Annotated in this window: 17 protein-coding genes and 1 riboswitch; of the genes, 10 read left to right on the forward strand and 7 right to left on the reverse strand. The window is 71.1% G+C overall.

The genetic code is table 11. From position 1 onward, the window contains the following. Nucleotides 1–92: 92 nt before the first annotated feature. From ABIA38_RS20955 to ABIA38_RS20975, 5 genes are all read right to left on the reverse strand, one after another. Nucleotides 93–1,241 (reverse strand): XdhC family protein, encoded by a 1,149-nt coding sequence (locus ABIA38_RS20955; protein WP_424640245.1) that lies wholly within the window; start codon nucleotides 1,239–1,241, stop codon nucleotides 93–95. Nucleotides 1,242–1,307: 66 nt separating this feature from the next. Beyond that, a complete protein-coding gene (locus ABIA38_RS20960) occupies nucleotides 1,308–2,810 on the reverse strand; it encodes an NCS2 family permease (protein WP_424640246.1) in 1,503 nt (500 codons plus the stop codon). Between the two features lie 232 nt (nucleotides 2,811–3,042). Further along, complete coding sequence (pucD, locus tag ABIA38_RS20965; protein ID WP_424640247.1) at nucleotides 3,043–5,358, reverse strand: xanthine dehydrogenase subunit D; 2,316 nt, start codon at nucleotides 5,356–5,358, stop codon at nucleotides 3,043–3,045. Between the two features lie 39 nt (nucleotides 5,359–5,397). Next, entirely contained in the window at nucleotides 5,398–5,898 is a 501-nt protein-coding gene (locus ABIA38_RS20970) for a (2Fe-2S)-binding protein (protein ID WP_424640248.1), read from the reverse strand. Next, complete coding sequence (locus tag ABIA38_RS20975) at nucleotides 5,895–6,779, reverse strand: FAD binding domain-containing protein (RefSeq protein ID WP_424640249.1); 885 nt, start codon at nucleotides 6,777–6,779, stop codon at nucleotides 5,895–5,897. Before ABIA38_RS20975 ends, ABIA38_RS20970 begins: the two co-directional genes overlap by 4 nt. Before the next feature lie 285 nt (nucleotides 6,780–7,064). Between ABIA38_RS20975 and ABIA38_RS20980 the strand changes: the two genes are divergently transcribed. From ABIA38_RS20980 to ABIA38_RS21025, 10 genes are all read left to right on the forward strand, one after another. Continuing rightward, a complete protein-coding gene (locus tag ABIA38_RS20980) occupies nucleotides 7,065–8,678 on the forward strand; it encodes a PucR family transcriptional regulator (RefSeq protein ID WP_424640250.1) in 1,614 nt (537 codons plus the stop codon). Between the two features lie 491 nt (nucleotides 8,679–9,169). Further along, nucleotides 9,170–10,414 (forward strand): Tm-1-like ATP-binding domain-containing protein, encoded by a 1,245-nt coding sequence (locus tag ABIA38_RS20985; protein ID WP_424640251.1) that lies wholly within the window; start codon nucleotides 9,170–9,172, stop codon nucleotides 10,412–10,414. Nucleotide 10,415: 1 nt separating this feature from the next. Continuing rightward, nucleotides 10,416–11,240 carry a phosphoenolpyruvate hydrolase family protein gene (locus tag ABIA38_RS20990; RefSeq protein WP_424640252.1) on the forward strand — a complete coding sequence of 275 codons (825 nt, stop codon included), beginning with the start codon at nucleotides 10,416–10,418 and terminating at the stop codon, nucleotides 11,238–11,240. A 78-nt stretch (nucleotides 11,241–11,318) separates the two neighbouring features. Then, nucleotides 11,319–11,654, forward strand: coding sequence for an EthD family reductase (locus ABIA38_RS20995; protein ID WP_424640253.1), 336 nt, complete (start codon nucleotides 11,319–11,321; stop codon nucleotides 11,652–11,654). A 207-nt stretch (nucleotides 11,655–11,861) separates the two neighbouring features. Beyond that, a riboswitch (cyclic di-AMP (ydaO/yuaA leader) is annotated at nucleotides 11,862–12,054 on the forward strand. Between the two features lie 105 nt (nucleotides 12,055–12,159). After that, entirely contained in the window at nucleotides 12,160–12,780 is a 621-nt protein-coding gene (locus ABIA38_RS21000) for a transglycosylase family protein (RefSeq protein ID WP_424640254.1), read from the forward strand. Between the two features lie 750 nt (nucleotides 12,781–13,530). After that, nucleotides 13,531–14,913 carry a DUF6421 family protein gene (locus tag ABIA38_RS21005; RefSeq protein ID WP_424640255.1) on the forward strand — a complete coding sequence of 461 codons (1,383 nt, stop codon included), beginning with the start codon at nucleotides 13,531–13,533 and terminating at the stop codon, nucleotides 14,911–14,913. A gap of 55 nt (nucleotides 14,914–14,968) precedes the next feature. After that, nucleotides 14,969–15,670, forward strand: a complete 702-nt coding sequence (locus ABIA38_RS21010; protein WP_424640256.1) for an SDR family NAD(P)-dependent oxidoreductase — start codon at nucleotides 14,969–14,971, stop codon at nucleotides 15,668–15,670. After that, complete coding sequence (locus ABIA38_RS21015) at nucleotides 15,652–16,719, forward strand: threonine aldolase family protein (protein WP_424640257.1); 1,068 nt, start codon at nucleotides 15,652–15,654, stop codon at nucleotides 16,717–16,719. The genes ABIA38_RS21010 and ABIA38_RS21015 overlap by 19 nt, the downstream gene beginning before the upstream one ends. 129 nt (nucleotides 16,720–16,848) lie before the next feature. Further along, complete coding sequence (locus tag ABIA38_RS21020; RefSeq protein ID WP_424640258.1) at nucleotides 16,849–18,195, forward strand: carotenoid oxygenase family protein; 1,347 nt, start codon at nucleotides 16,849–16,851, stop codon at nucleotides 18,193–18,195. An 80-nt stretch (nucleotides 18,196–18,275) separates the two neighbouring features. Beyond that, complete coding sequence (locus tag ABIA38_RS21025; RefSeq protein ID WP_424640259.1) at nucleotides 18,276–19,037, forward strand: hypothetical protein; 762 nt, start codon at nucleotides 18,276–18,278, stop codon at nucleotides 19,035–19,037. On the opposite strand, the gene ABIA38_RS21030 is transcribed toward ABIA38_RS21025, so the two are convergent. Then, nucleotides 18,936–20,741 carry a cholesterol oxidase substrate-binding domain-containing protein gene (locus ABIA38_RS21030; protein WP_424640260.1) on the reverse strand — a complete coding sequence of 602 codons (1,806 nt, stop codon included), beginning with the start codon at nucleotides 20,739–20,741 and terminating at the stop codon, nucleotides 18,936–18,938. The genes ABIA38_RS21025 and ABIA38_RS21030 overlap by 102 nt on opposite strands. A 503-nt stretch (nucleotides 20,742–21,244) precedes the next feature. Further along, the gene (locus tag ABIA38_RS21035) at nucleotides 21,245–22,723 is read right to left on the reverse strand and encodes a histidine kinase (RefSeq protein WP_424640261.1); all 1,479 of its coding nucleotides are present in this window, start codon (nucleotides 22,721–22,723) and stop codon (nucleotides 21,245–21,247) included. Between the last annotated feature and the right edge of the window lie 268 nt (nucleotides 22,724–22,991).

Below are 22,991 nucleotides of genomic sequence, written 5' to 3' on the forward strand. Positions count from 1 at the left end.
TGTTGAGTGTTGGGTGGCTTGGGGCGGCCTCGAGTGCCCGGTCGGGCTGGAGGGATTGGCTCGCCTTGGGCGTTGTTTGGGCTGGGGTGGCCTCAAGCGCCGGTCGGGCTGAGTGGGTGCAGGTGGTTGTGGTGGATCGGGCCGGTGGAGTGGCGTAGGGGTCTGCCTGTGCCGCCGTGGTGGGTTGCGGTTATTTCGGCGAAGACCGACAGGGCCGTTTCGGTGGGGGTTCGGGCGCCGAGGTCCAGGCCGATGGGGGAGTGGAGGCAGGCGAGGTTGGCTTCGGTCAGGCCGGCGGTTTTCAGGTTGGTTATTCGGGTCTCGTGGGTTTGGCGGGAGCCCATTGCTCCTACGTAGGCGATGTTCAGGCGTAGGGCCTCGGTCAGCAGTGGGATGTCGAACTTCGGGTCGTGGGTCAGGACTGTGATCGCCGTGCGGGGGTCGAGGGTTGGGGCGATGCCGGCCAAGTGGCGGTGGGGCCAGTCGACTACCACCTCGTCGGCTTCGGGGAAGCGGCGGTTGGTGGCGAATATGGCTCGGGCGTCGCAGACCGTGACGTGGTAGCCGAGGAGTTTGCCCATCTTGGTGACCGCCGCGGCGAAGTCGACTGCGCCGTAGATGAGGAGGCGTGGGGGTGGGGAGTGGGTTTCGATGAAGATGGTCAGGTCGTCGCGGGACTTTTCGGGGCAGGGGCGGCCGTCTTGGCGGAGGGTGAGTTGGGTGCTTTGGGCCGCGGAGAGTGTTGCGCGGGTTGCGGCGATGACTGCGGTGTCCAGCCCTGGGGTGGCGTGGTAGGTGCCGGTTGTCGTTCCGGCGGCGGTGACCGTGATCACCTTGCCGAGTAGTGCCGGCGGGCCCGCCACGACCGTGGCCGCGGCCACCGGGATGTTGCGTTCGGCCGCGGCCAGGGCCGCCTCCACCGCGGCGTCGTCGTCGGCGCGGTGGACGAAGATGTCCAGCACGCCGCCGCAGGTGAGGCCCACGGCGAAGGCGTCCTCGTCGCTGTAGCCGAAGCGCTGGAGCACCGGGGTGCCGGTCTCCAGTGCCTTGCGACACAGCTCGTAGACCGCGCCCTCCACACACCCTCCGGAGACGCTGCCGACAACCGTGCCGTCGGCGCCCACCGCGAGCGCCGCGCCCGGGGCGCGGGGTGCGCTCCCGCTGACGCCGACGACGGTGGCCAGGGCGTATGGCGTACCCGCCCGCCGCCATGCCGCGAGTTCGGTGCCGAGGTCGAGCATCGATGTCTCCTGGATGGGTGGGTGGATGGGTGGGGGCGTGAGTGGTGTGGGTGGTGTGGTGGGGTGTCAGGTGACGCCGAGCCAGGCCTTGATCGGGTGTAGTGCGAAGAAGATCAGGAACGCTGCGGTGAGCACCCACATCAGCGGGCCGATGTCGCGGAACCTGCCCTGGGCGATCTTGATCAGGGTGTAGACGATCACGCCGGCGGCGACGCCCGCGGTGATCGAGTAGGTGAACGGCATCAGCACGATGGTCAGGAACGCCGGGATCGCGGCCGCCTTGTCGTCCCAGTCGATGTGCTTGACCTGGGTGATCATCATCGAGCCGATCACCACGAGCGCGGCGGCGGCGACCTGGTCCGGGACCACGCCGGCGAGCGGGGTGAAGAACAACATCAGGCCGAAGATGCCGCCGGTGACCACGCTCGACAGACCCGTACGCGCGCCGTCGCCGACGCCGGTCGCCGATTCGATGAAGACCGTCTGACCGGACGAGCTGGTCACGCCACCGATGATGCCCCCCGCACCGTCGATGGCAAGTGCCTTGGACAGGCCCGGCATCCGGCCCTTGTCGTCCACCAGGTTCGCCTCGGTGCCGATGCCGATGATGGTTGCCATCGCGTCGAAGAAGCCCGCGAAGACCAGGGTGAACACCAGCACGGAGGCGGTGATGCCGCCGGCTTCGGCGAAGCCGCCGAACACGCTGACGTCACCGAACAGCCCGAAGTCGGGCGAGTCGATCACCTTGTCCGGCAGGTTCGGTACGCCGCCGCCCCAGGTCTTGTCCGGGATGTCGACGATCGTGTTGATCACCATCGCCAGCAGCGTGCCGAAGACCAGGCCGATCAGGATCGCGCCGCGGACGTTGCGGGCCAGCAGCATGAAGATGGCGAGCACGGTGACCGCGAAGACCAGTACCGGCCAGCCGGCCAGCTCGCCGGCCGGGCCCAGCGTCACCGGGGCGCCGGGGGCCGGGTTCTTGCTCACCACGCCGGCCTTGTTCAGCCCGATCATCGCGATGAACAGGCCGATGCCGATGGTGATCGCGTGCTTGAGCGCCATCGGGATGGCGTTCATGATCCGCTCGCGCAGCCCGGAGACGACCATCAGCATGATGATCAGGCCGTAGATGACACACAGCCCCATCGCCTGCGGCCAGGTCATCTGCGTGGCCACCTGGTTGCCGACCACGCCGGCCACCGACAGACCCGCGGCCAGCGCCAGCGGTACGTTGCCGATCAGGCCCATCGCGACCGTGGTGACGAACGCGGCCAGCGCGGTCATCGTGGTGATCTGCGTGGGGTCGAGCCGATGCCCCTCGACGTCCTTGCCGCCGAGCAGGATCGGGTTGAGCAGCAGGATGTACGCCATCGCCATGAACGTGGTGAGGCCGCCGCGCAGTTCACGGCCCACCGAGCTGCCGCGCGCGCTGATCCGGAAGTACCTGTCCAACGCTCCTACGCCGGTCGGGCCGGGCGGGGGCGGCGGGTCGGCGAGGCCGGGTCCGGATCCGCGTGGCGGTTTTGGGGGATTCTCGCCGGGTTCCGTCGGAACCGATGTCTGAGCCACTTCCCACTCCCAAGTGTCCTAGGTGTTGTTGGGGTGGAGCCGGTCGTCGCGCGGGCCCGCCCGGATCGAGTTCCGGGCAGCCGGGATCGCGACGACCTTCCTGCGTGGGGGCGCGTCCGCTCGACGACACGGCGATCGGCCGTGCTCGGTCGGGCCGGTCCGGCCCCGGAGGAAGCGTCTGCGCCGCCGCCCGGGACCGTACTACGGTCGAGAAACAAGAACTGACGGTGTCTCAGGTCCCGGTGAGATGCTCCGGCCGAACCGGGACTCGGTTCAACGCCAGCCCGGTCGCCGCGCGGATCGCCGCGACGATCGCCGGCGTCGAGGAGAGCGTGGGTGCCTCGCCGGCCCCGCGCAGCCCGTACGGCGCGTTGGGGTCGGCCAGTTCGAGCACGTCCACCGGCATCGGCGGGGTGTCGACGATGGTGGGAATCAGGTAGTCCGTGAAGGACGGATTGCGGACCTCGCCGTCCCGGACGACGATCTCCTCCATCACCGCCAGGCCGAGGCCCTGCGTACTGCCGCCGTGGATCTGGCCGACCACGGCGAGCGGGTTGATCGCCTTGCCGACGTCCTGCGCGGCGGCCAGTTCGATCACCTTGACCAGGCCCAGTTCGACGTCCACGTCCACCACCGCGCGGTGTGCGCAGAAGGTGTACTGGACGTGTCCGAAGCCCTGTCCGGTGACCCTGTCGAGTGCTTCGGTGGGCCGGTGGCGGAACTCGACGGTCTCGTCCACCGGCGCGTCGCCGAGCAGTTCGACCAGATCCGCGAGCACCGCACCCTCGGCGCCGACCACCTTGCCGCCGGCCAGGCGCAGGCCCGCCGTGACCGCCGGGGTCCAGCCGTGCCGTTCCCGACCCCGGTCGAGCACCGCGGCGCGCACCGCCTCGGCGGCCGTCTTCACCGCGCCGCCGGTCATGTACGTCTGCCGGGACGCGGACGTCGAACCGGCCGAGCCCACCCGGGTGTCCGCCGGCGCGATGGTCACCTGGTCCACGCCCAGTTCGGTACGCACGATCTGGGCCTGCACGGTGATCCCGCCCTGGCCGACCTCGGCCATCGCGGTGTGTACCAGGGCCACCGGCGCGCCGTTGATCACCTCGAGTCGGACCCGGGCGGTCGAGTAGTCGTCGAAGCCCTCGGAGAAGCCGACGTTCTTGATCCCGACCGCGTAGCCGATCCCGCGCACCACACCCTCGCCGTGCGTGGTGTTGGACAGCCCGCCGGGCAACTCGCGTACGTCGTGCCGGTTCGCCGCTCGGGGCAGCGGCATGGCCTTGACCCGGCGGAGCAGTTCGGCCACCGGCGCGGGCGCGTCCACGATCTGCCCGATCGGCAACACCGAGCCCTGCTCCATCGCGTTGAGTCGGCGCAACTCCACCGGATCCAGGCCCAGTTCGGCGGCCAGCCGGTCCATCTGGCTCTCGTAGCCGAAGCACATCTGTACCGCCCCGAAACCGCGCATCGCGCCGCACGGCGGGTTGTTGGTGTAGACGGCGCAGGCATCGACCACCGCGTTGGGGACCACGTACGGACCGATGCCGAGGGAGGCCGCGTTGCCGACCACGGCGGGTGAGGTGGACGCGTAGGCGCCGCCGTCCAGCACGATCTCGGCCTTGACGAAGACCAACGTCCCGTCCCGACGCGCGCCGTGCTCGAACACCATGGTCGCCGGGTGGCGGTGCACGTGGCCGAAGAAGGACTCCTCGCGGTTGTAGACGATCTTGACCGGCTTGCCGGTGTGCCGGGCCAGCAGGCACGCGTGCACCTGCATCGAGATGTCCTCCCGGCCGCCGAACGCGCCGCCCACCCCGGCCAGGGTCAGCCGCACCTTCTCCGGCGGCAGGCCGAGCACCGGGCACATCTGGTCGCGGTCCACATGCAGCCACTGGGTGGCGATGTACAGATCGATCCCGCCGTCCTCGGCGGGCACCGCGAGCCCCGACTCCGGCCCCAGGAACGCCTGGTCCTGCATGCCGACCCGATATTCGCCGCGCACGATCACGTCCGCCCGCGCGCGTACCTCGGCCGAGTCCCCGGCGCCGTGGTGGATGTGCCGCCGGTCCACGATGTTGCCGCACCCGTGCGCCTTGTAGTCGGCGGGCGCGTGCACGTAGCCGTACTTCTCCGGCTCAAGTGCCTCGGCCGGCCCGATCGCGGGCAACACTTCGTAGTCGACCACGATCTCGGCGATCGCCCGCCTTGCGGTCTCCGGGTGGTCGGCGGCCACGATCACGATCGGCTCGCCGTGGAAGCGCACCTCGTCGATGGCCAGCACCGGCTGGTCCCGGATGTCCAGGCCGTAGAACTTGCTGCCCGGGATGTCCTCGTGGGTGAGTACCGCGTACACCCCGGGCCGAGCCAGTGCCCGCGACACGTCCACCGAGCGGATCCGGGCCCGGGCATGCGGGCTGCGCAGTGTCATCCCCCACAACATGTCCTCGTGCCACAGGTCCGACGCGTAGGCGAAGTCGCCCCTGACCTTGAGGATGCCGTCCGGGCGCGGCGGCGACGTGCCGATGCCGGCCCGGCCGGGCGCGGTCACCTCCCGAAGGCTCTGCGGCCTGGTCGGCCCGGCCACGACTCAGCCCTCCCGCTCGGTGGAGGCCGCCGCGCGCGCGTCCGCCTTGCGGGCGGCGGCCAGGCGGACCGCGTCCATGATCTTCTCGTAGCCCGTGCAGCGGCACAGGTTGCCCGAGAGCGCCTCGCGGATCTGTGCGTCGGCGGGGTGGTGCGCCCGGTTCAGCAGGTCGTGCGTCTGGACCAGCAGGCCCGGCGTACAGAATCCGCACTGCACGGCACCCGCGTCCACGAACGCCTGTTGGACCGCGTCCAGCGTCTCGCCGTCGGCCAGGCCCTCGACGGTGCCCACCTCGCGATCCTGCACCTGTCCCGCCGCGACCAGACACGCACAGACCGGATCGCCGTCCAGGTAGACCGTGCACGAGCCGCATTCGCCCTGCTCGCACGCGTTCTTCGAGCCGGGCAGGCCGACCCGCTCGCGCAGCACGTAGAGCAGGCTCTCGCCCTCCCAGACGTCGTCCGCCTCGGTCGGGCGGCCGTTCACGGTGAAGGTGATCCTCATGCGGCGGCCCTCCCGGTGGCTCGGTGCTCGGTCCAGGTCCACAGCAGCGTGCGGCGCGCCATGACGGCCAGCGCGTGCCGCCGGTACGCGGCCGAACCGCGCACGTCGTCGATCGGCGACGCGGCCCGCGCGACCAGTTCGCCGAACCGCGCGGCGGTGGCGACCGGCAACTCGCCGCCCGAGGTCCACAGGCCGGTGTCGTCGAGCTCGGCCCGGATGAACGCCTCCGCGTCGTGCGCACGACGCGGGGTGGGCGCGGCGGAGCCGATCCCGGTCCGCACGTCCCGGGTGCGCGGATGCAGCGCGACCGCGAACGAACAGACCGCGATCACCATCGCGTTGCGGGTGCCGATCTTGGCGAACTGCTGCGGTCCGGTGGCCGAGGGGATGTGGATCGTGCGGATCAACTCGTCCGGCTCCAGGGCATTGCGCTTGACCCCGAGATAAAAATCGTCGATCGGGATCAGCCGGGTGCCGCGCACCGAGACCGCCTCGACGGCCGCGCCCGAGGCCAGCAGCGGCGGGTGCGCGTCGCCGGCGGGCGAGGCGCCGCCCAGATTGCCGCCGACCGAACCCCGGTTGCGGATCTGCGGCGAGCCGACCGTGCGCGCGCCCAGCGCCAGGCCCGGCAGTCGCTCGGGCAACTCGGCGATGATCCGCGCGTAGGGAACCGAGGCACCCAGGCGTACCGTGTCGTCCGCCTCGATCCACCACTCGTGCAACTCGCGGATGCGGTTGAGGTCCAGCAGGGCGTCCGGACGGCGCCGGTCGAAGTTCAGTTCGACCATCACGTCCGTGCCACCGGCGATCGGGACCGCGGACGGGTGCTGCGCCTTGACGGCGAGCGCCTCCTCCCACGTCGCGGGCCGCAGGAATTCCATGACGGGTGTCTCCTTCTGCCTTGCGTATGGCCCTACCGTCCTTGTACCCGTTGCGGGGGGCGCGTCGCCGGGGGTGGAGTGGATCGGAGGGTGCGCACCAGTACACCGAGACGGGGGTCACCGCGAGTACCCACCGAAGACATGACCCAGACGGGTCCGGTGGGCGGTGTTCCCGTATTTTTCTCCAAGTGTTCGGCCGCTCGTCGAACCGGTATGACGGATCCGCCGGGTGCGCCCGAAGCCCCGTCCGAGGGACACCCGGCCCGATCGAGAGGGGGGCCGTCGATGCGATTGCGCGCGCTTCTCGGCGATGGAATTGCAGGCGGTATATCCGGCATCCGACTGCTGGTCGGCGCGACGGAACTGGACCGGAGCGTACGCGCGGTGATGACCACCGACCTGCACGATCCCAGCCGATACCTGACCGCCGGCGCGCTCGTGCTGACCGGCATGGGCTGGCGCTCGGAACCGGCCGACTCGGAACGGTTCGTCCGGGTGCTGACCGGGGGCGGGGCCACCGCGCTGGCCGCCGGGCAGGCCGAGATCGGCGACATCCCGGCCGACCTGGTGGCCGCCTGCGAGCGGCACCACCTGCCGCTGTTCGCGGTCGAGGAGGAGTTGTCCTTCGCCCACCTGACCGAGTTCGTGGTCCGGCGGATCTCCGCCGAACGGGCCGGCGATCTGACCGCGGTGGTGGACCGGCATCGGCGGTTGGTCCAGGCCGCGGCCGGCGGGGCCGGGTTGGACGGGGTGCTCGGGCTGGTCGCGGCCGACATCGACATCCACTGCTGGGTACTGTCGCTGACCGGGCGTCAGGCCGCGGCCGGCGGGCCCGATCTGGCGCCGGGGTTGCGGGTGAGGATGGCCCGCGCGCACTTCGCGGCCCGCGAGCGGCGGGCCCGGGTGCCGTTTCGCTATCGCGTCGACGGGCGGGCGTTCTCGCTGCTGCCGGTGCCCGAGGCGGGCGGCTCGGTGGACCCGGACGCGTGGGGGGATTGGTTCCTCGCGGTCGAGGACGACGTGACCGACTGGCCGGACCGGCACCAGGCGCTGCTCGGCGAGCTGGTCCGGTTGGTCTCGGTGGGCCGGGAACGGGTCGAGGACCGGCGCCGGCGCACCCGACGGCTGGCCCGGGACGTGCTCGACCTGCTGGCCTCAGGCGCCGATCCGGTCGAGGTGGGGGCGCGGTTGCGGGTGGCCGAACCGGAGGGTGGCGACGCGCACTGGCAGTTCGCCACCGCCACGCTGCCGGACCTGCCCTCGCGCGACGGCCGGCGGCTCGCCCGGGTGTTGCTGGAGGAGGCGTTGGCGGATCAGCCGAACACCGCCCTGGTGTCGGCGACCGGGCCGGGCGCGGTGGCGCTGATCCCCGGGCGGGGATCGGTCGAACCGGACGGCGCCGAGCCGGATCCCACCACGGAACTGCTGCGCGAGCGGCTGGCCGCGCTGGACGGCCCCGCGGCGGGCGGGGTACGGGTGCACATCGGGGTGAGCGCGCGAGTGGCCCGGGCCGACGGGCTGCGCGGCGCGTTGGAGGAGGCGTGGCACGCGGGCCGGATCGCGGGCACCAGGGCGGGCCGGGTCGAGGTGGTGGGACACGCCGAACTCGCGTCGCACGTGGCGCTGTTGGCCGCGGTGCCGGAGGATGTGCGGCGGGCCTTCCGGGGGCGGCTGCTGGAGCCGCTGCGGGCGTACGACACGAGCCACCAGGCGGACCTGGTCGGCACGCTGGAGGTATTCCTGGACTGCGACGGCTCCTGGACCCGCTGCGCGGCCCGCCTGCACGTGCACGTGAACACGCTGCGCTACCGAATAGGCCGCATCGAGGAACTCACGGGCCGCCAATTGGCCCGCCTGGAAGACAAGGTGGACTTCTTCCTGGCCCTGAGGCTGCGCTGAGGCCGGGGCGGGGTGGGAACGGCCCGGGCCCGGCGGCCGGCCGGGCGGCGGGTTCGCAGCACAACCGGGCGGGTGGCGCAGCCGGTTGCCGGTCGGGGTCCGGGGCGGTGCCGCGCACCTGATCGCCCGTCCGCTGCGCGGCTGTCCGAGCCCGGTCCGACGGCCCGTCAGGTCGCGGACCTCGTCGGCGAGTTGTTCGCAGCGGCTCGGGGCGGCGCGCGGCCGGGACCGGATCGGCGCAGTCCCGGGCCGGGCAGCCGGCGCCGTCGCGCGGCCGACGCCGGCCCCGGCGCCCGCGCCGATTGCGACCCGTCCGTCCGGTTCCTCCGCCATCGCCACCTCTGTGACGTGCGAAAACTTGGCAACTCGCCACCCCGTGCTACCGCACGGTGCTTTCAATCGTCATGATCATCGGGTTGGGTTACCGTGCGCGGCCGTTCGCCGCCGAAGCGTCAACCCGGCAAGCCGTACCGACCTCACCGGAGGCACCGATGCCCACCGTCGTACTGATCGGAACGTTGGACACCAAGGGATCCGAATACGCGTGGCTGGCCTATCGGCTGCGCGCCAGGGGTGCCGAGGTGATCCTGATGAACGTGGGGGTGTTGGGCGAGTCGCTCGCCCAGGCCGATGTCCAGGCGACCGACGTCGCGGCGGCGGCCGGCACCGATCTGGCCGACCTGCGCACCCGCGCCGACCGCGGCGCGGCGACCACCGCGATGGCCGAGGGCGCCGCCGCGATCCTGCGCGAACTGTACGAGCAGGGACGGGTGGACGGGGTGCTCGCGATGGGCGGCTCGGGCGGCTCGGCGATCGCCTCCCATGCGATGCGCGCGCTGCCGGTCGGCGTGCCCAAGCTGTTGGTGTCCACGATGGCCGCGGGTGACGTGTCGCCCTACGTCGGCGCGGTGGACGTGACGATGATGTACAGCGTCGTGGACATCGCCGGGATAAATCGGCTCTCCGAGCGGATCCTGGGCAACGCGGCGGACGCGATCGCGGGCATGGCCGGCGGCTACGCCGAGGATCGCGCGGCGGTCGCGGGGGTCACCGGCGAGGGCCGGCCGCTGGTCGCCGCGTCGATGTTCGGGGTGACCACCCCGGCGGTGGACGCCGCCCGCGAGCGGCTCACCGAACTCGGCTACGAGGTACTGGTGTTCCATGCCACCGGGGCCGGCGGCACGTCGATGGAGAACCTCGCCGAGGCGGGCTTCCTGGTCGGGATCCTGGACCTGACCACCACCGAGTTGGCCGACGACCTGGTCGGCGGCGTGCTCAGCGCCGGCCCCGAGCGGTTGACCGCGGCCGGCCGGATGGGACTGCCCCAGGTGGTCAGCGTGGGCGCCCTGGACATGGTCAACTTCGGGCCGCGCGAGACGGTGCCCGCGCGCTTCGAGGACCGGCAGCTGTACGTGCACAACCCGACCGTGACGCTGATGCGCACGACCCCCGAGGAGAACGCCGAACTGGGTCGGCGGATCGCCGCGAAGCTGGTCGCCGCGACCGGCCCCACCGCGCTGCACATCCCGCTGCGCGGGGTCTCCGCGATCGACGTCGAGGGCGCGCCCTTCTACGATTCCGTCGCCGATACGGCGTTGTTCGACGCATTGCGCGCCGGACTCGAGGGCAGTGCCGTCGAGTTGCGCGAGGTGGCGACGGACATCAACGATCCGGCGTTCGCCACGGCGGCGGCGGATCGACTGCACGAGATGATCACGAAGGGACATGTGGACTGAGATGAACGGACGCGAGGCGCGGGGCCGACTGCGCACGACGGTCGAGCAGGGCGGCGTCGTGATCGGCGCGGGCGCGGGCACCGGATTGTCGGCCAAGTGCGCCGAGGCCGGCGGCGTGGACCTGATCATCATCTACAACTCCGGCCGCTATCGGATGGCCGGCCGGGGTTCGCTCGCCGGGTTGTTGCCCTACGGGGACGCCAACGCGATCGTGGTGGAGATGGCGGGCGAGGTGCTGCCGGTGGTCCGGAGCACTCCGGTGCTGGCCGGGGTGTGCGGCACCGATCCGTTCCGGATCATGCCGCACTTCCTGGACCAACTCGCCGCGATGGGCTTCGCCGGTGTGCAGAACTTCCCCACGGTCGGCCTGTTCGACGGCGTCTTCCGGCAGAACCTGGAGGAGACCGGGATGGGCTACGACCTGGAGGTGGAGATGATCCGGCTGGCCGCCGAGCGCGGCCTGCTCACCGCGCCCTACGTCTTCGACCCCGAGCAGGCCCGTGCGATGGCCGCGGCCGGCGCCGATGTCCTGGTCCCGCACCTGGGGCTGACCACCAAGGGCAACATCGGCGCCACCACCGCGGTTTCGCTCGACCAGGCGGTGCAGCGGGTCCAGGCGATGCGCGACGCGGCGGCGGAGGTGAACCCCGACGTGCTGGTGTTGTGCCACGGCGGGCCGATCGCCGAACCCGCGGACGCCGCGTACGTCCTGGCCAACACCACCGGCGTGGTCGGCTTCTTCGGCGCCTCCAGCATGGAACGGCTGCCCACCGAGGTGGCCATCACCGAACAGGCCCGCGCGTTCAAGGCCATCACCGCGGGGTAGGGCACGACCGCGCGTGACCGGCTGCATCCGCACCACCACCGGCAGTACGACATCCACCACGAGCAGTGAGGATCCGGCATGTACAAGCTGACCGTGCTCTACGGCCACCCCGAGGACCCGGCCGCGTTCGACTCCTACTACTGGGAGAAGCATCTCCCGGTCGCCCGAACCATGCCGGGATTGACCGGCTGGACCATCGGCAAGTGCGACGTCGACCCCGACGGCGCGCAACCGCCCTATTACCTGGTGGTGGGGCTGTATGCGAACACCCGCGCCGAACTCGAGGCCACCCTCGATTCGCCCGAGGGGCGGGCCACGCTGGCCGACGTCGCCAATTTTGCGACCGGCGGTTCGACGTTCCTCTGGGACGAGGAGCGGGTAGTCGTACCTGTGGAGCTGCCCGCGACGGAATAGCTCGTTGTCGACGCACGAGTGACCACGAGGCTGCGCATCGTGAACGCCGGCGCCATGACCTGCAAGGATGGCGACAAATCGGGCAAAGCGGTGTTATTCCCGCCTATGGGGCACCTCACAAAGCGCCCGAAATGTTTGCCAACCCGGCGAACCGGTGCGTAGCTTCGTGGTTGTTCGCACAAGCGGACTCCCCGGGCGGTACGCCGAATCCTGCCGCCGCCCGAGGGATGCAGTCGATATCGACTGGCGGCAGGAGCGGGGGAACCAAAGTAAGTGCCGACCTCGGTACCTGCGTGAGCAAGGTCCGAGGTCTGGGGTGAAGCCATGCCTGATTCAGGCGCGGCCGGGCCATTCGTCCGAACCCGACAGCTAACTTCGCAGGCGCCCGACGAGGTAATCAATGACCTTCCGTGCCATCACCGCTCCCGTTCGTTCGCTCTCTCGTGGCCGTCGCGCCGGCATCGCCGTCGCCGCCGGTGCGGGTCTCCTGCTTCCCCTCGTGGGCATGGCGGGCAGCGCGAACGCCGCGACCTCGTCCACGTGGGACGCGGTCGCCCAGTGCGAGAGCACCGGCAACTGGAGCATCAACACGGGCAACGGCTTCACCGGCGGTCTCCAGTTCACCCCGAGCACCTGGAACGCGTTCGGCGGCAGCCAGTACGCGTCCAGCGCCGCGCAGGCCACCAAGGACCAGCAGATCGCGGTCGCCGAGCGCGTCCTGGCCGCCCAGGGCCCCGGCGCCTGGCCGGTCTGCTCGGTGAAGGCGGGCCTGGGCAAGGGCGGCAACGCCTCCGCCACGGCCGACTCCTCGACCACCACCGGCAAGACCAAGACCCCGGTCGCGCCGAAGGCCGCGCCCCAGGCCGAGGCCAAGCCGGTGACCGACAACGCGCCGAAGATCGCGGCGCAGCCGAAGCAGGACACCGCCGCCAAGCAGGACGTGGCCAAGCAGGTCGCGCCGAAGTCGGCGGCCGGCACCTACACCGTGAAGGCCGGCGACACGCTGTCCGACATCGCGGCCAAGCTCGGCGTCAAGGGTGGCTACCAGGCCCTGCACGCCGCCAACAAGGGCGTCATCGGGGACAACCCGAACCTGATCGGCGTGGGCATCAAGCTCGCCGTCTGATCCAGCGTCACCACGTGGGCCCCGCCGAGTACTTCGGCGGGGCCCACGCCCATGTCCGGGGGCGGAGCCGGCAACGGTCAGGCCCGACCGGCCTGTTCGAGCGAATCGAGCGGCGCGGCCGGGGCGGGGAGTTCGTCGGTCGGCTCGGTTTCCGCGGCTTCTTCGGTTTCCGAGTGCGCCGCCGATGATCAGTGGTGGTGCGGCCACCCCGGCGTACATCGTGGCCACGTGTTGCAGCGCGCCGACCAACATCCGCCCCGGCGGCAGGATTTCGTCCACCGGATGTACGCTCGCCGCCGCCTCGTGCGCGGTCGCCGCCCCGGTCGAGCCGCTCGCGGTCCCCGGCCCCGCCGGGACCGAGGTCTTCCTGGTGGTTCTCCGGCCCATGATCGGCGCCTCCACATCGGGTGCCGTCGCGCACGACGGCCCGGTCCAGTGGACGTACTGGATCGCAGGATCGGCGGTCAATAGCCACAGCGGCCGTCGGCTCGGCCGGCGAAATCTTGGGTCTTTCTCCGAGTGCGTTCCGTGATCGGCCGGTCGGCAGGGTGTGAGCAATCCGTGAACGGGTCGCGAGCAGCCCTGATCGGGGCCGTCGCCGGGCCGGAAACGCCGCGATGGCAATCCCAACTAATTCGGGCAAAACGTACTCATGGCGATAAGATTGCGTTTGAAATGGCCTTGCGGCGTGAAATTCTTTTGACATAGGTTCGCTTGACCGTGGTTCCTGCTTTCCGCTGAGAGGGTTCCATGCCGAACATGACCCGCGTAGCCGTCCGTACCGCCGTCGACCACCCGCTGTGGCCGGCCCTCAAGAACGCCGTCGCCGCGCTGCGACCCCTACAGGCCAAGGACGGTTCGATCGAGCCGACCGGGCACCCGTCCGCCCGCGCGCTGGTCGTCGAGATCACCTCGGCGATCACCGGCCTCGCGCCGCTGTTCCCGCACGACGAGGCGTATCTGGACGCGGTGGTGGCCGACTTCGAGCGCTGGTCGGCGGACGATTTCGGCCGCCCCGACTTCCTCGACTCGCTGGTTGCGTTTCGCCCGGAGGAGTCCCGGCGCGACGGGCTCGAACACCTCGTGGTGTTCCCGATGACCACGCAGAACGGCAACCCGAACCGCAATGTCGAGGCGGTGCTGCTGCGCGTGGTGTGGCCGCAGTGGCTGGCCGAGTTGGAGGCCGAGCGCTACGACAACGCGATGTTCGTGCCGATCACGTTCGTCGACTTCACCGACGGCTACGACACCGACTCGGCGGTGCTCTTCCCGGAGACGGTGGCGGTGCGCGAGGTGCCCACGTTCACGTGGGGGGCCATCTTCTGCGACCGCGAGGCGGCCCGCTTCCGTCGGGTCGGGGCCGCCGCCGCGCGCACCCTCGGTCTGGAACTGCCGCCCGAGGCCCAGGAATTGGTGGAGAGTCAGCAGCTTGCCCAGGACGCGTTCGTGTTGTGGGACCTGATCCACGACCGCAGCCACATGCGCGGGCACATGCCGTTCGACCCGTTCATGATCAAGCAGCGGATGCCGTTCTGGATGTACGCCCTCGAGGAACTGCGGTGTGATCTGACCGCGTTCCGCGAGGCGGTCACGCTGGCCGGCGAGGGGGTGTCCACGGCGGGCCTGGTGCAGTACGCGGTGATCTTCGACCGGCTGTTCCGCTTCCCGGTCACCGGCGGTCGGGTGCGCAACTACGACGGTCTGGGCGGGCAGTTGTTGTTCGCCTACCTGCACCGCGCCGGCGTGCTCGAGTGGGCGGACAACCGGCTGACCGTGGACTGGGACCGGATCACCGCCGCGGTGCTCGGGTTGTTCGACGAGGTGGACCTGCTCTACCGCGAGGGTGTGGACCGCTCGAAGGTCGGCCACTGGCTGGCCGGTTACGCGCTGGTCGCGAAGTACGTGCCGCCGAACCCCGGTTCGGTGTGGGCCAAGGGACCGGCCGGGCTGCCGATGGACGGCTCGCCGAAGGCGCTCGTGGACGCGGTGTTGCCCGACGAGTTCCCGCTGAGCATGTTCTACGAGGCGCTCAACCGGCGGCTGCGCGACGTGATCGCCTCCACCCGCGGGATCACCGCGGACAGCTCGGCCACGGGTCCGGGCGCCGACTCGGAGCGGGCCGAGGCCTCGTGAGGCACGGGACGACGAACCGCAGGGCGAACAGTACGGCGAACGAGGAGTCGATGTGATGAAGGGTCTCGACGGCGCGGTGATCGCGGTGGCCGGCGCCGGTGGGCCGACCGGGCGAGCGGTGCTCGCCCGGCTGGTCCGAGCCGGTGCGCAGGTCTACGGCGCGGACGCGGACGCCGGTCGGTTGCGGGCGAGCGTGGCGGCCGCGCCCGGGGCCCGCGGCGCGGTGGTGGACCTGCTGGACCCGGGCGCCACCCGCCGGTGGGCGGCGGACGTCGAGCGCGAACACGGGCGCGTGGACGGCCTGGTGCACCTGGTCGGCGGGTGGCGCGGGGGCAAACGGTTCGCCGACAACTCGCTCGACGACTGGGCGCTGTTGCATGATCTGCTCGTGCGTACCGTGCAACACACCAGCCTGGCCTTCCACGAGGCGCTCGCCCGCAGCCCGCGTGGCCGGTTCGTGCTGGTCTCCGCGGCGGCGGCCGGACACCCCACACAGGGCAACGCCGGGTACGCGGCGGCCAAGGCCGCGGCGGAGACCTGGACGCTCGCCCTGGCCGACGCGTTCGCCGAGACCGACGCGGCGGCCACCATCCTGGTGGTCAAGGCGCTCGTCAACGACGAGATGCGCGCGGCCAAGCCCAACGCAAAGTTCGCCGGCTTCACCGACGTGGCCGATCTCGCCGCCGAGATCGCCGGCCTGTGGACCACCCCGGCAACCGATCTGAACGGGAAACGACTGTGCCTGAACGTCCCCTGACTCCGCGTCACGACCCGAACGCGCGCGGCTTCGCGAGCGACAACTACGCGGGAGTCCACCCCGAGGTGCTGGCCGCGATCGCCGTCGCCAACGGCGGACACCAGATCTCCTACGGCGAGGACGTCTACACCGAACACCTCGCCGACGTCTTCCGCGCGCACTTCGGCGAACGGGCCCAGGTCTTCCCGGTGTTCAACGGCACCGGGGCCAATGTGGTCGGCCTGCAGGCGATGACCGACCGGTGGGAGTCGGTGATCTGCGCGGCCAGCGCGCACATCAACGTGGACGAGTGCGGCGCGCCGGAGAAGGTGGCCGGCCTGAAACTGCTGACCGTCGACACCCCCGACGGCAAGCTCACTCCCGAACTCGTGGACACCCACGCGTGGGGCTGGGGCGACCAGCACCGCGCCCAGCCGCGGGTGGTCTCGTTCGCGGAGAGCACCGAACTGGGCACGGTCTACACGGCGGACGAGATCGGCGCGCTGGTCGCCCACGCACACGAACACGGCATGCTCGCCCACCTGGACGGCGCGCGCCTGGCCAACGCGGCCGCCGCGCTGGACGTACCGCTGCGCGCGCTGAGCACGGACGTCGGCGTGGATGTGTTGTCCTTCGGCGGTACCAAGAGCGGGCTGATGTTCGGCGAGGCGGTGGTCGTGCTCAACCCGGACGCGGTGCGGGGCGTCGAGTATCTGCGCAAGGCGGCGATGCAGCTCGCGTCCAAGATGCGCTTCGTGTCGGTGCAGTTCGAAGCGCTGCTGGGCGGCGACCTGTGGTTGCGCAACGCGCGGCACATGAACGCGATGGCCACCCTGCTCGCCGAGCGGGTGGCCGACCTGGACGGGGTGACGCTGCGTCGGATGCCGCAGGCGAACGCGGTGTTCGCGGTGTTGCCGGCGGATGTCACCGAGCGGATGCAGAAGCGGTTCCGGTTCTACACGTGGGACGAGTCGATCGGCGAGGTGCGCTGGGTGACGTCGTTCGACACGACCGAGGGCGACATCGACGCGTTCGCGACCGCGCTTGCCGAGGAGTTGGGCGCGCGGTAGGCGGTGCGCCGCATGGATCGGCGGGCCGGGGCAATGGTGCCCCGGCCCGCCGGTTCGTCGTGCGGCGGGGGCTCGGGTTGCCGGTAGCGTGCGGGCTGCGCGACCGCCGTCGATCGGAGAGTACTGATCATGGACCCCCGAAAGCCCTACCTGACCGGGCACTTCGCGCCCGTGGTCGACGAGATCACCGGCCTCGACCTGACCGTGCGGGGCACCCTGCCGGCCGAGCTGAACGGTCGCTACTTCCGCAACGGGCACAATCCGAAGCCCGGCGAGACGCCCACCCACTGGTTTCGCGGCAGCGGCATGTTGCACGGGATCCGGCTGCGCGGGGGGCGGGCCGAGTGGTACCGCAATCGGTGGGTGCGCACCCCCGCGCCGGCCGGCGCGCCGTACGAGGGTGCGGACGGCGAGGTGGACCGGACCGCGAGCATCGCCGGGACGCATATCGTCGAGCACGCCGGTCGGTTGCTCGCACTCCAGGAGGCCAACCTGCCGTTCGAGGTGACCGAGGAGTTGGACACGGTGGGTCCGTACGACTTCGCCGGCCGGTTGACCACCGCGATGACCGCGCATCCGAAGGTGGATCCGGTCGGTGGCGAACTGCACTTCTTCGGCTCCTCGCCGTTCCCGCCGTTCCTGACCTACTACGTGGCCTCCGCCGAGGGGCGGATCACTCGCGCGGAGAGCATCCCAGGCGCCGGGCCCTCGCTGCGGCACGACTTCGCGCTGACGGAGCATCATGTGGTCTGGCCGGACCTGCCGGTGGTCTACAACCCGGCGGAGCGGTCCGGCATCCCGTATCGCTGGAGCGACTCCTACGCGCCGCGGATCGGGGTGATGCCGCGCACCGGGCCGGCCGAGGTGACCTGGTTCGAGGTGGCGCCGACGTTGTTGTTGCACGTGGCCAACGCGTATGAGGACGCACGCGGGCGGATCGTGGTGGAGGGGCCGAGGTACGACCGGTCCTCGTGGGAGAGCAGTTGGAAGTGGTGGGTGGGCGCGCCCGGCCACCCGGACACGCCGCTGGTCGGCACGATCGCGCATCGGTGGATCCTGGACCCGGTCTCGGGCGTGGCGGGTGAGGAGGATCTGGATTCGCTGGTCACCGAGTTCCCCACGATCGACGCCCGCCGGCTCGGCCGCCCGCACCGGTTCGGCTACGCGGTGGCCTTCCCCGGCGCGGGGCTGCGGGGACACGCCATCGTCAAATACGACGGGGTCACCGGGGAGCGGCAGATCGCCGAGCTGGGTCGGGAACGTATGGCCGGCGAGGCGGTGTTCGTGCCCGCCGCGGCCGGCCCGGCCGAGGACGACGGCTATCTGCTCACGGTGGTCGGCGATCTGGCCGAGAACACCTCGGAGTTGCTGGTCCTGGACGCCAGGGACATCACCGCGCCGCCGCTCGCCACCGTCGAACTCCCGCGCCGGGTGCCGGCGGGGCTGCACGGCTCCTGGCTCCCGGATCCCGACTGACGGTCCGCGTCCGCCCGAGGCGGGGAACGCATGCCGAATATGTTTTCGTGTCGAGTGCCCCCACCTGCCAGGATGGGTCGGTGGATGGTACGGGTGAGGGGTTTCCCGCCGACCTGGTCGGGGAGTTCGAAACGCATGTCACGGTGCGGACCGAGGATGTGGACCGGCTGGTCGAGCGAGCCCGGGAGTACGGGGTGGGAGTGACCCACATCGTGCTGGCGCGGGGGCGGGCGGTATCGCAACCGATGCTTACCGAGCGGGCCACCACCACCTTGGCCCGGGCTCGGGAGCGGGCCGGGGAGTTGGCCGATCTGTTGGGGCGGGACGGGTACATGGTGACCCGGACGAAGATCGAGGCCGCGCCGGGGCACCCCGGGGTGCCGCGTACGGACGAGCGGGCGCGCGCGCTCGGGTCGGGCCGGTATTTCGAGCACCACCTGAAGCTGGTGCTCGGCAACGCAGTCGAGCCGGCCGAGCTTGCCGCCCTGGCGATGCGGCACGGCGCGCAGTTGTCCCGCAACGCCCGCCGGGTGCGGCCGGACGGGCGGGCCGAGCGGTTCGTCACGCAGCGCTGCCACGGGGTGGGCGACGAGTCCGCCGCGCGGGCCGCGGCGGACCTGGTGGCCGCGCTGGGTGACTACGAAATTGCCTCCGTGGAGCGGGAGTTCGTGGTCTTCGACGACAACGGTGGGTTGGACGACGGTTGGCTCGACGCGGTTGCGCCGGGGCGGGCGGCGGCTTCAGGGCAGGAGCACGTCCAGGAACGGGTTGGCGAAGACGCGGGCCGGGTCGTACTTGTTGAGGGTGGCCCGGGCCGCGTCGAAGTTGCCGGTCGTGGGTAGACCGGTGCGGAACGCGTTCGGGATTCGGCCGGTCACGGCGGCCGTATCGGTCCACGCGCCGCCCAGGCCGTAGGCCCAGCCCTTGGACCATTCCGGGCGCACACAGGCGTAGTTGCCGGTGTAGTTGGCCCAGATCCAGACGTCCATCCGCTGATAGAAGTCGTGGTTCGTGGGGGTTCCGGGCAGGGTCGCGACGTCCAGCCAGACGACCGTGTCCCATTCGGGATGGTCGGGGCGTGGCCGGGCGGCGGACAACGTCGGTTCGACCGCGTTCGGGACGACCACCTCGCTCGCCCGGTCCACACCGGTCACCCGCAGCTCGATCGGACTGTTACACGGATACTGGCCGTTGGCCTTGTAGGCGGCGAGCAGGCCGGTGTACTGCACGAAGAACTCGTTGAGTACCCGCTGTACGTTGGCCCGCGTGGTCAGCACCGCCCAGCCGCCCTCGTGGATGCGCAGCGTGGTCGGCTCGACGAACAGCTGGGTGTTCTTCGCCCAGCCCCAGATGTCCCAGGTCCAGGTCACGATCAGGCCCGAACCGACCACCGCCATCTCGGCGTTGGTGAACACCTCGGTTCCGCCCACATTGCCGGTGGCCAGGTCGGCCAGGAACTTGGCCTGATCGGCGGTGACGAAGTTGGCGAACGTGTACGGGTATGGGCTGTCGATCTCGGTGGAGACCCACGGCTTGCTCGGCGCGACGCTCCACACCTTGAGCCAGGGCACGGTGGTGAACGGGAACCAGATCACCTCGACCCGGCCGGAATCACGGAGGTAGTCGGCAAGCTGTTGACCGCTGCCGCCGGGTGGGCCGAGCAGGGTGCCGATCTGGTCGTGGTAGAAGTTCTGGCAGCGCAGCCGTTGATTGGCATTGGTTTGCAGGGTCACTTCGGTGACGAACGCGCGGCCGAGGTGGACCAGGAAGGGGCCGATCTCCGGGTCGTCGCGCCGGAAGGTCTTCAGGACGTAGGCGCCGGCGCTCTGCTCCCAGACGACCGCGGTCAGGGACAGGACCAGGTTGCTGAGGGTGCCGTAGGTGCCGCCCAGGGGGAGGGTTTCGGCCGAGGTCGGGATGCCGCTGCCGTGGGCGCCGATGGCCAGTACGCCGCCCACGCTCAGCTTGCCGGGCGCGGTGGTCGCGATCATCCCGCGACCGGCATCCTCCAGGCTGGTCAGCAACTGTTCGACGGTGCAGCCCGTTTCGACGGTGACCGTGGTGGGCGAGCCCGGGTTGATGGTCAGCGCGGTCAGCTGCTGTGTGGTGTCCACCAGCAGGGTGTGGGTGGTGTCCGCGCCGTCGGGGATCAGGATCGGCGACCAGTTGTGGCTCATCCCGCGCGGGCGGAGCCGATATCCGTTGGCGTGTGCCCAGTTGGCCAGGACCACCACGTCTGCGGCATGTGCGGGGACTGCCGTCCAGACGTCGTCGGCGTGCATCTCGCCGGACCAGTTGCGGTATTGCCGGACGCCGAGGGTGATGCCCGCCGGGAAGTTCGGGGGCGTCGGGGACGCGGCGGCCTCGGCGGCGGGGATCAGGCCGGCGGGGGTCCACTGGGTCGCGGCCAGGGCGGCGGCGCCGGCGAGGCCGCCGAGGAGCGCCCGGCGGGATGGGGCGCGGCTGGGGGACGGGGAGTCGGGGGAGTCGGTGGGGTGATCCGGGTTCGGATTCGAGTTCGGATTCGGGTCGATCGGTCGTGGCATCAGGATGCCTTTCGGGGCGTCCCGAGGGCCGGCAGCCCGGGGGGAGTCGACATACGGAAGCGGAGGCTCCGATTCCGGACGATCGAGGTGCGGGGGTGCGGTCGGGCGGATGTCGGTGGATCGGGCCGCGTCGTTCGGTACCGTGCGTCGGCGGGTCGGGGAAGCGGCCGCATAGTGGTGCTACTCGACGGTTCCCCGGTGCGGTGAGGCGCGGTACCAGGCGGCGCGGACCCGTCGGGATCCGCCGGACAGGGCCTGTGTGCGGGGTGGCTCGGTACAGGTGATGGGCGGATTCGGTGCTCGACCGCGCTGTGCGTGGCGGTGCGCTCCCGACGCCGCCCGGTGCCGGGGAGGCCGGGACCGGACGGTGCCGGGCGGCGGGCGCCGGTGTGGCGCGATGTGGTTGGCCCGAGGGTCCATCCGAGCGCCGAGCAAGTCAACACCCAAGCGGCGGTGACACGTGTCGAGGATCGGGAACCTTTTGGGGCGGGATCCGCCGGGTATCAGCCGGTTTCGGGGTGTGACCCGGTCAACACGCCGGGTGCCGAATCCGGGGCCGCCGACTTCCCACGTTCGAGCCTTCCACGTTCTCGCTTCCCGCGTTCGGGCGTGCTGGATTCGGGCGTCGCGGGCTCCGGTGCCGGGTGCACCGGGCGGAGGCGGCCGGTGCGCGCGGGCACGATGCGGGCCGATGCGGCGGACTTCGGCGGGTCGGTGGGTGCGAGGGGACCGGCCGGCCCGGTGGTCCCGGTGGACGGGTCGGTGGGCTTGGTGGGTCCGATGGCCCCGGCCGGCTTGATCGGTTCGGTGGATTCGGTCGGGGTGATCGACAGGCGGGCGTCGAGTTCGAAGCCGCCGTCCGGTCGCGGGCCCGCCCGGAAGGTGCCGCCGGTGAGTTCGATCCGCCGATGCAGGCCGACCAACCCGGTGCCGCCCGCGCCCAGTTCGATCTCGCGCGGCCCGGTGGCGGGGGTGTTGCCGACGGTGATCCGCAGTTCGCCGGCGGAGTGTCGGACCAGGACCCGGACGAACGCCCCGGGCGCGTGCTTGTGCACGTTGGTCAGCGCCTCCTGGACCACCCGGTAGGCGGTCCGCACCACCATGGGCGACGCGGGCCGGACCGTGCCCTCGACATCGAGACACACGTCCACGCCCGCCGCCTGCGACTCCTCGACCAGGGCGGACAGATCGAGTACGGCCGGCTCCACCGGGGCACTCGCGCCGTGCTGCTCGGCCGTACGCAACACCGCGACCAGGTCTCGGAGTTCGGCCAGCGCCTGACAGCCGGTCGAGCGCAGGTCCTCGGCCGCCGAGCGGGTCGCGTCGTCCACCGCGCGCGAGCGCATCGCGCCGGCCTGGAGCACCATCAGGCTGACCCGGTGTGTGACGATGTCGTGCATGTCGCCGGCCAGCCGGTTGCGCTCCTCCTCGCGGGCCTGGTCGGCGCGCAACTCCTGTTCCCGCTCGGCTCGTTCGGCCCGCTCGCCGAGCGCGGCGATGAGCCGGCGGCGGGAGGCGATGTAGAGGCCGTAGCACGCGGGGGTGAGGATCCCGAACACATTCGCCGTGCCGTTGCCCAGGTCCCGCCAGTCCCATGGATGCAACGTGGCCAGCGACAGGAGGCCGATGCCCAGCCACATCCGGCGCCGGTCGGTCACATGGACGGCGACCGCGTAGGCCGCGAAGAGGGAGCCGAGGGCCTGCTCCCGCAACAGCGTGACGGCGACGATCGCGGCGCACCACAAGGGGTGCCGGCGCCGGACGACCAGGACCAATCCGGCGATCATCTGGGCCGCGAAGGACCACCAGGCGCCGGTGTCCGAGAAGTCCCCGCCCGAGTCCCGCAGGTGTTGCACGAAGTTGAGTCCGGAACCCAGCACCCCGACCGAGAGCGCGAGCGCTATGTCCAAGGCGCGCGAGCGTCGGGTCGGCGACCAGGACGGGAACAGGCGGGGGCTCGACTCGACGGGGCGAAAAGTCACGGATTCCACGGTAGCCGGCCCGAGCCGACGAGCCGTCAGCCCAGCGGAGGAGAGCACGGGTGGTACCTGAGGCCCCATGCGGCCCGACCCGTGTGTCCCCAGGGCCGACGGCACGCGGCCGATGCCGGACAGCCGTGCGGTTGGACCCGATCGCACCCCGGCGGGTGACCCGGGTAGTCCCACAGAGCTACCCGCCAGGTCCACTCCGTGGTGCGACGCAGGCTACCGACGCCGATTCCTAGCTTCGACTCGCGTACCTCGAGGACAG

This window comes from Embleya sp. AB8, from assembly GCF_049739465.1.
In the GTDB taxonomy this organism is placed as follows: domain Bacteria; phylum Actinomycetota; class Actinomycetes; order Streptomycetales; family Streptomycetaceae; genus Embleya.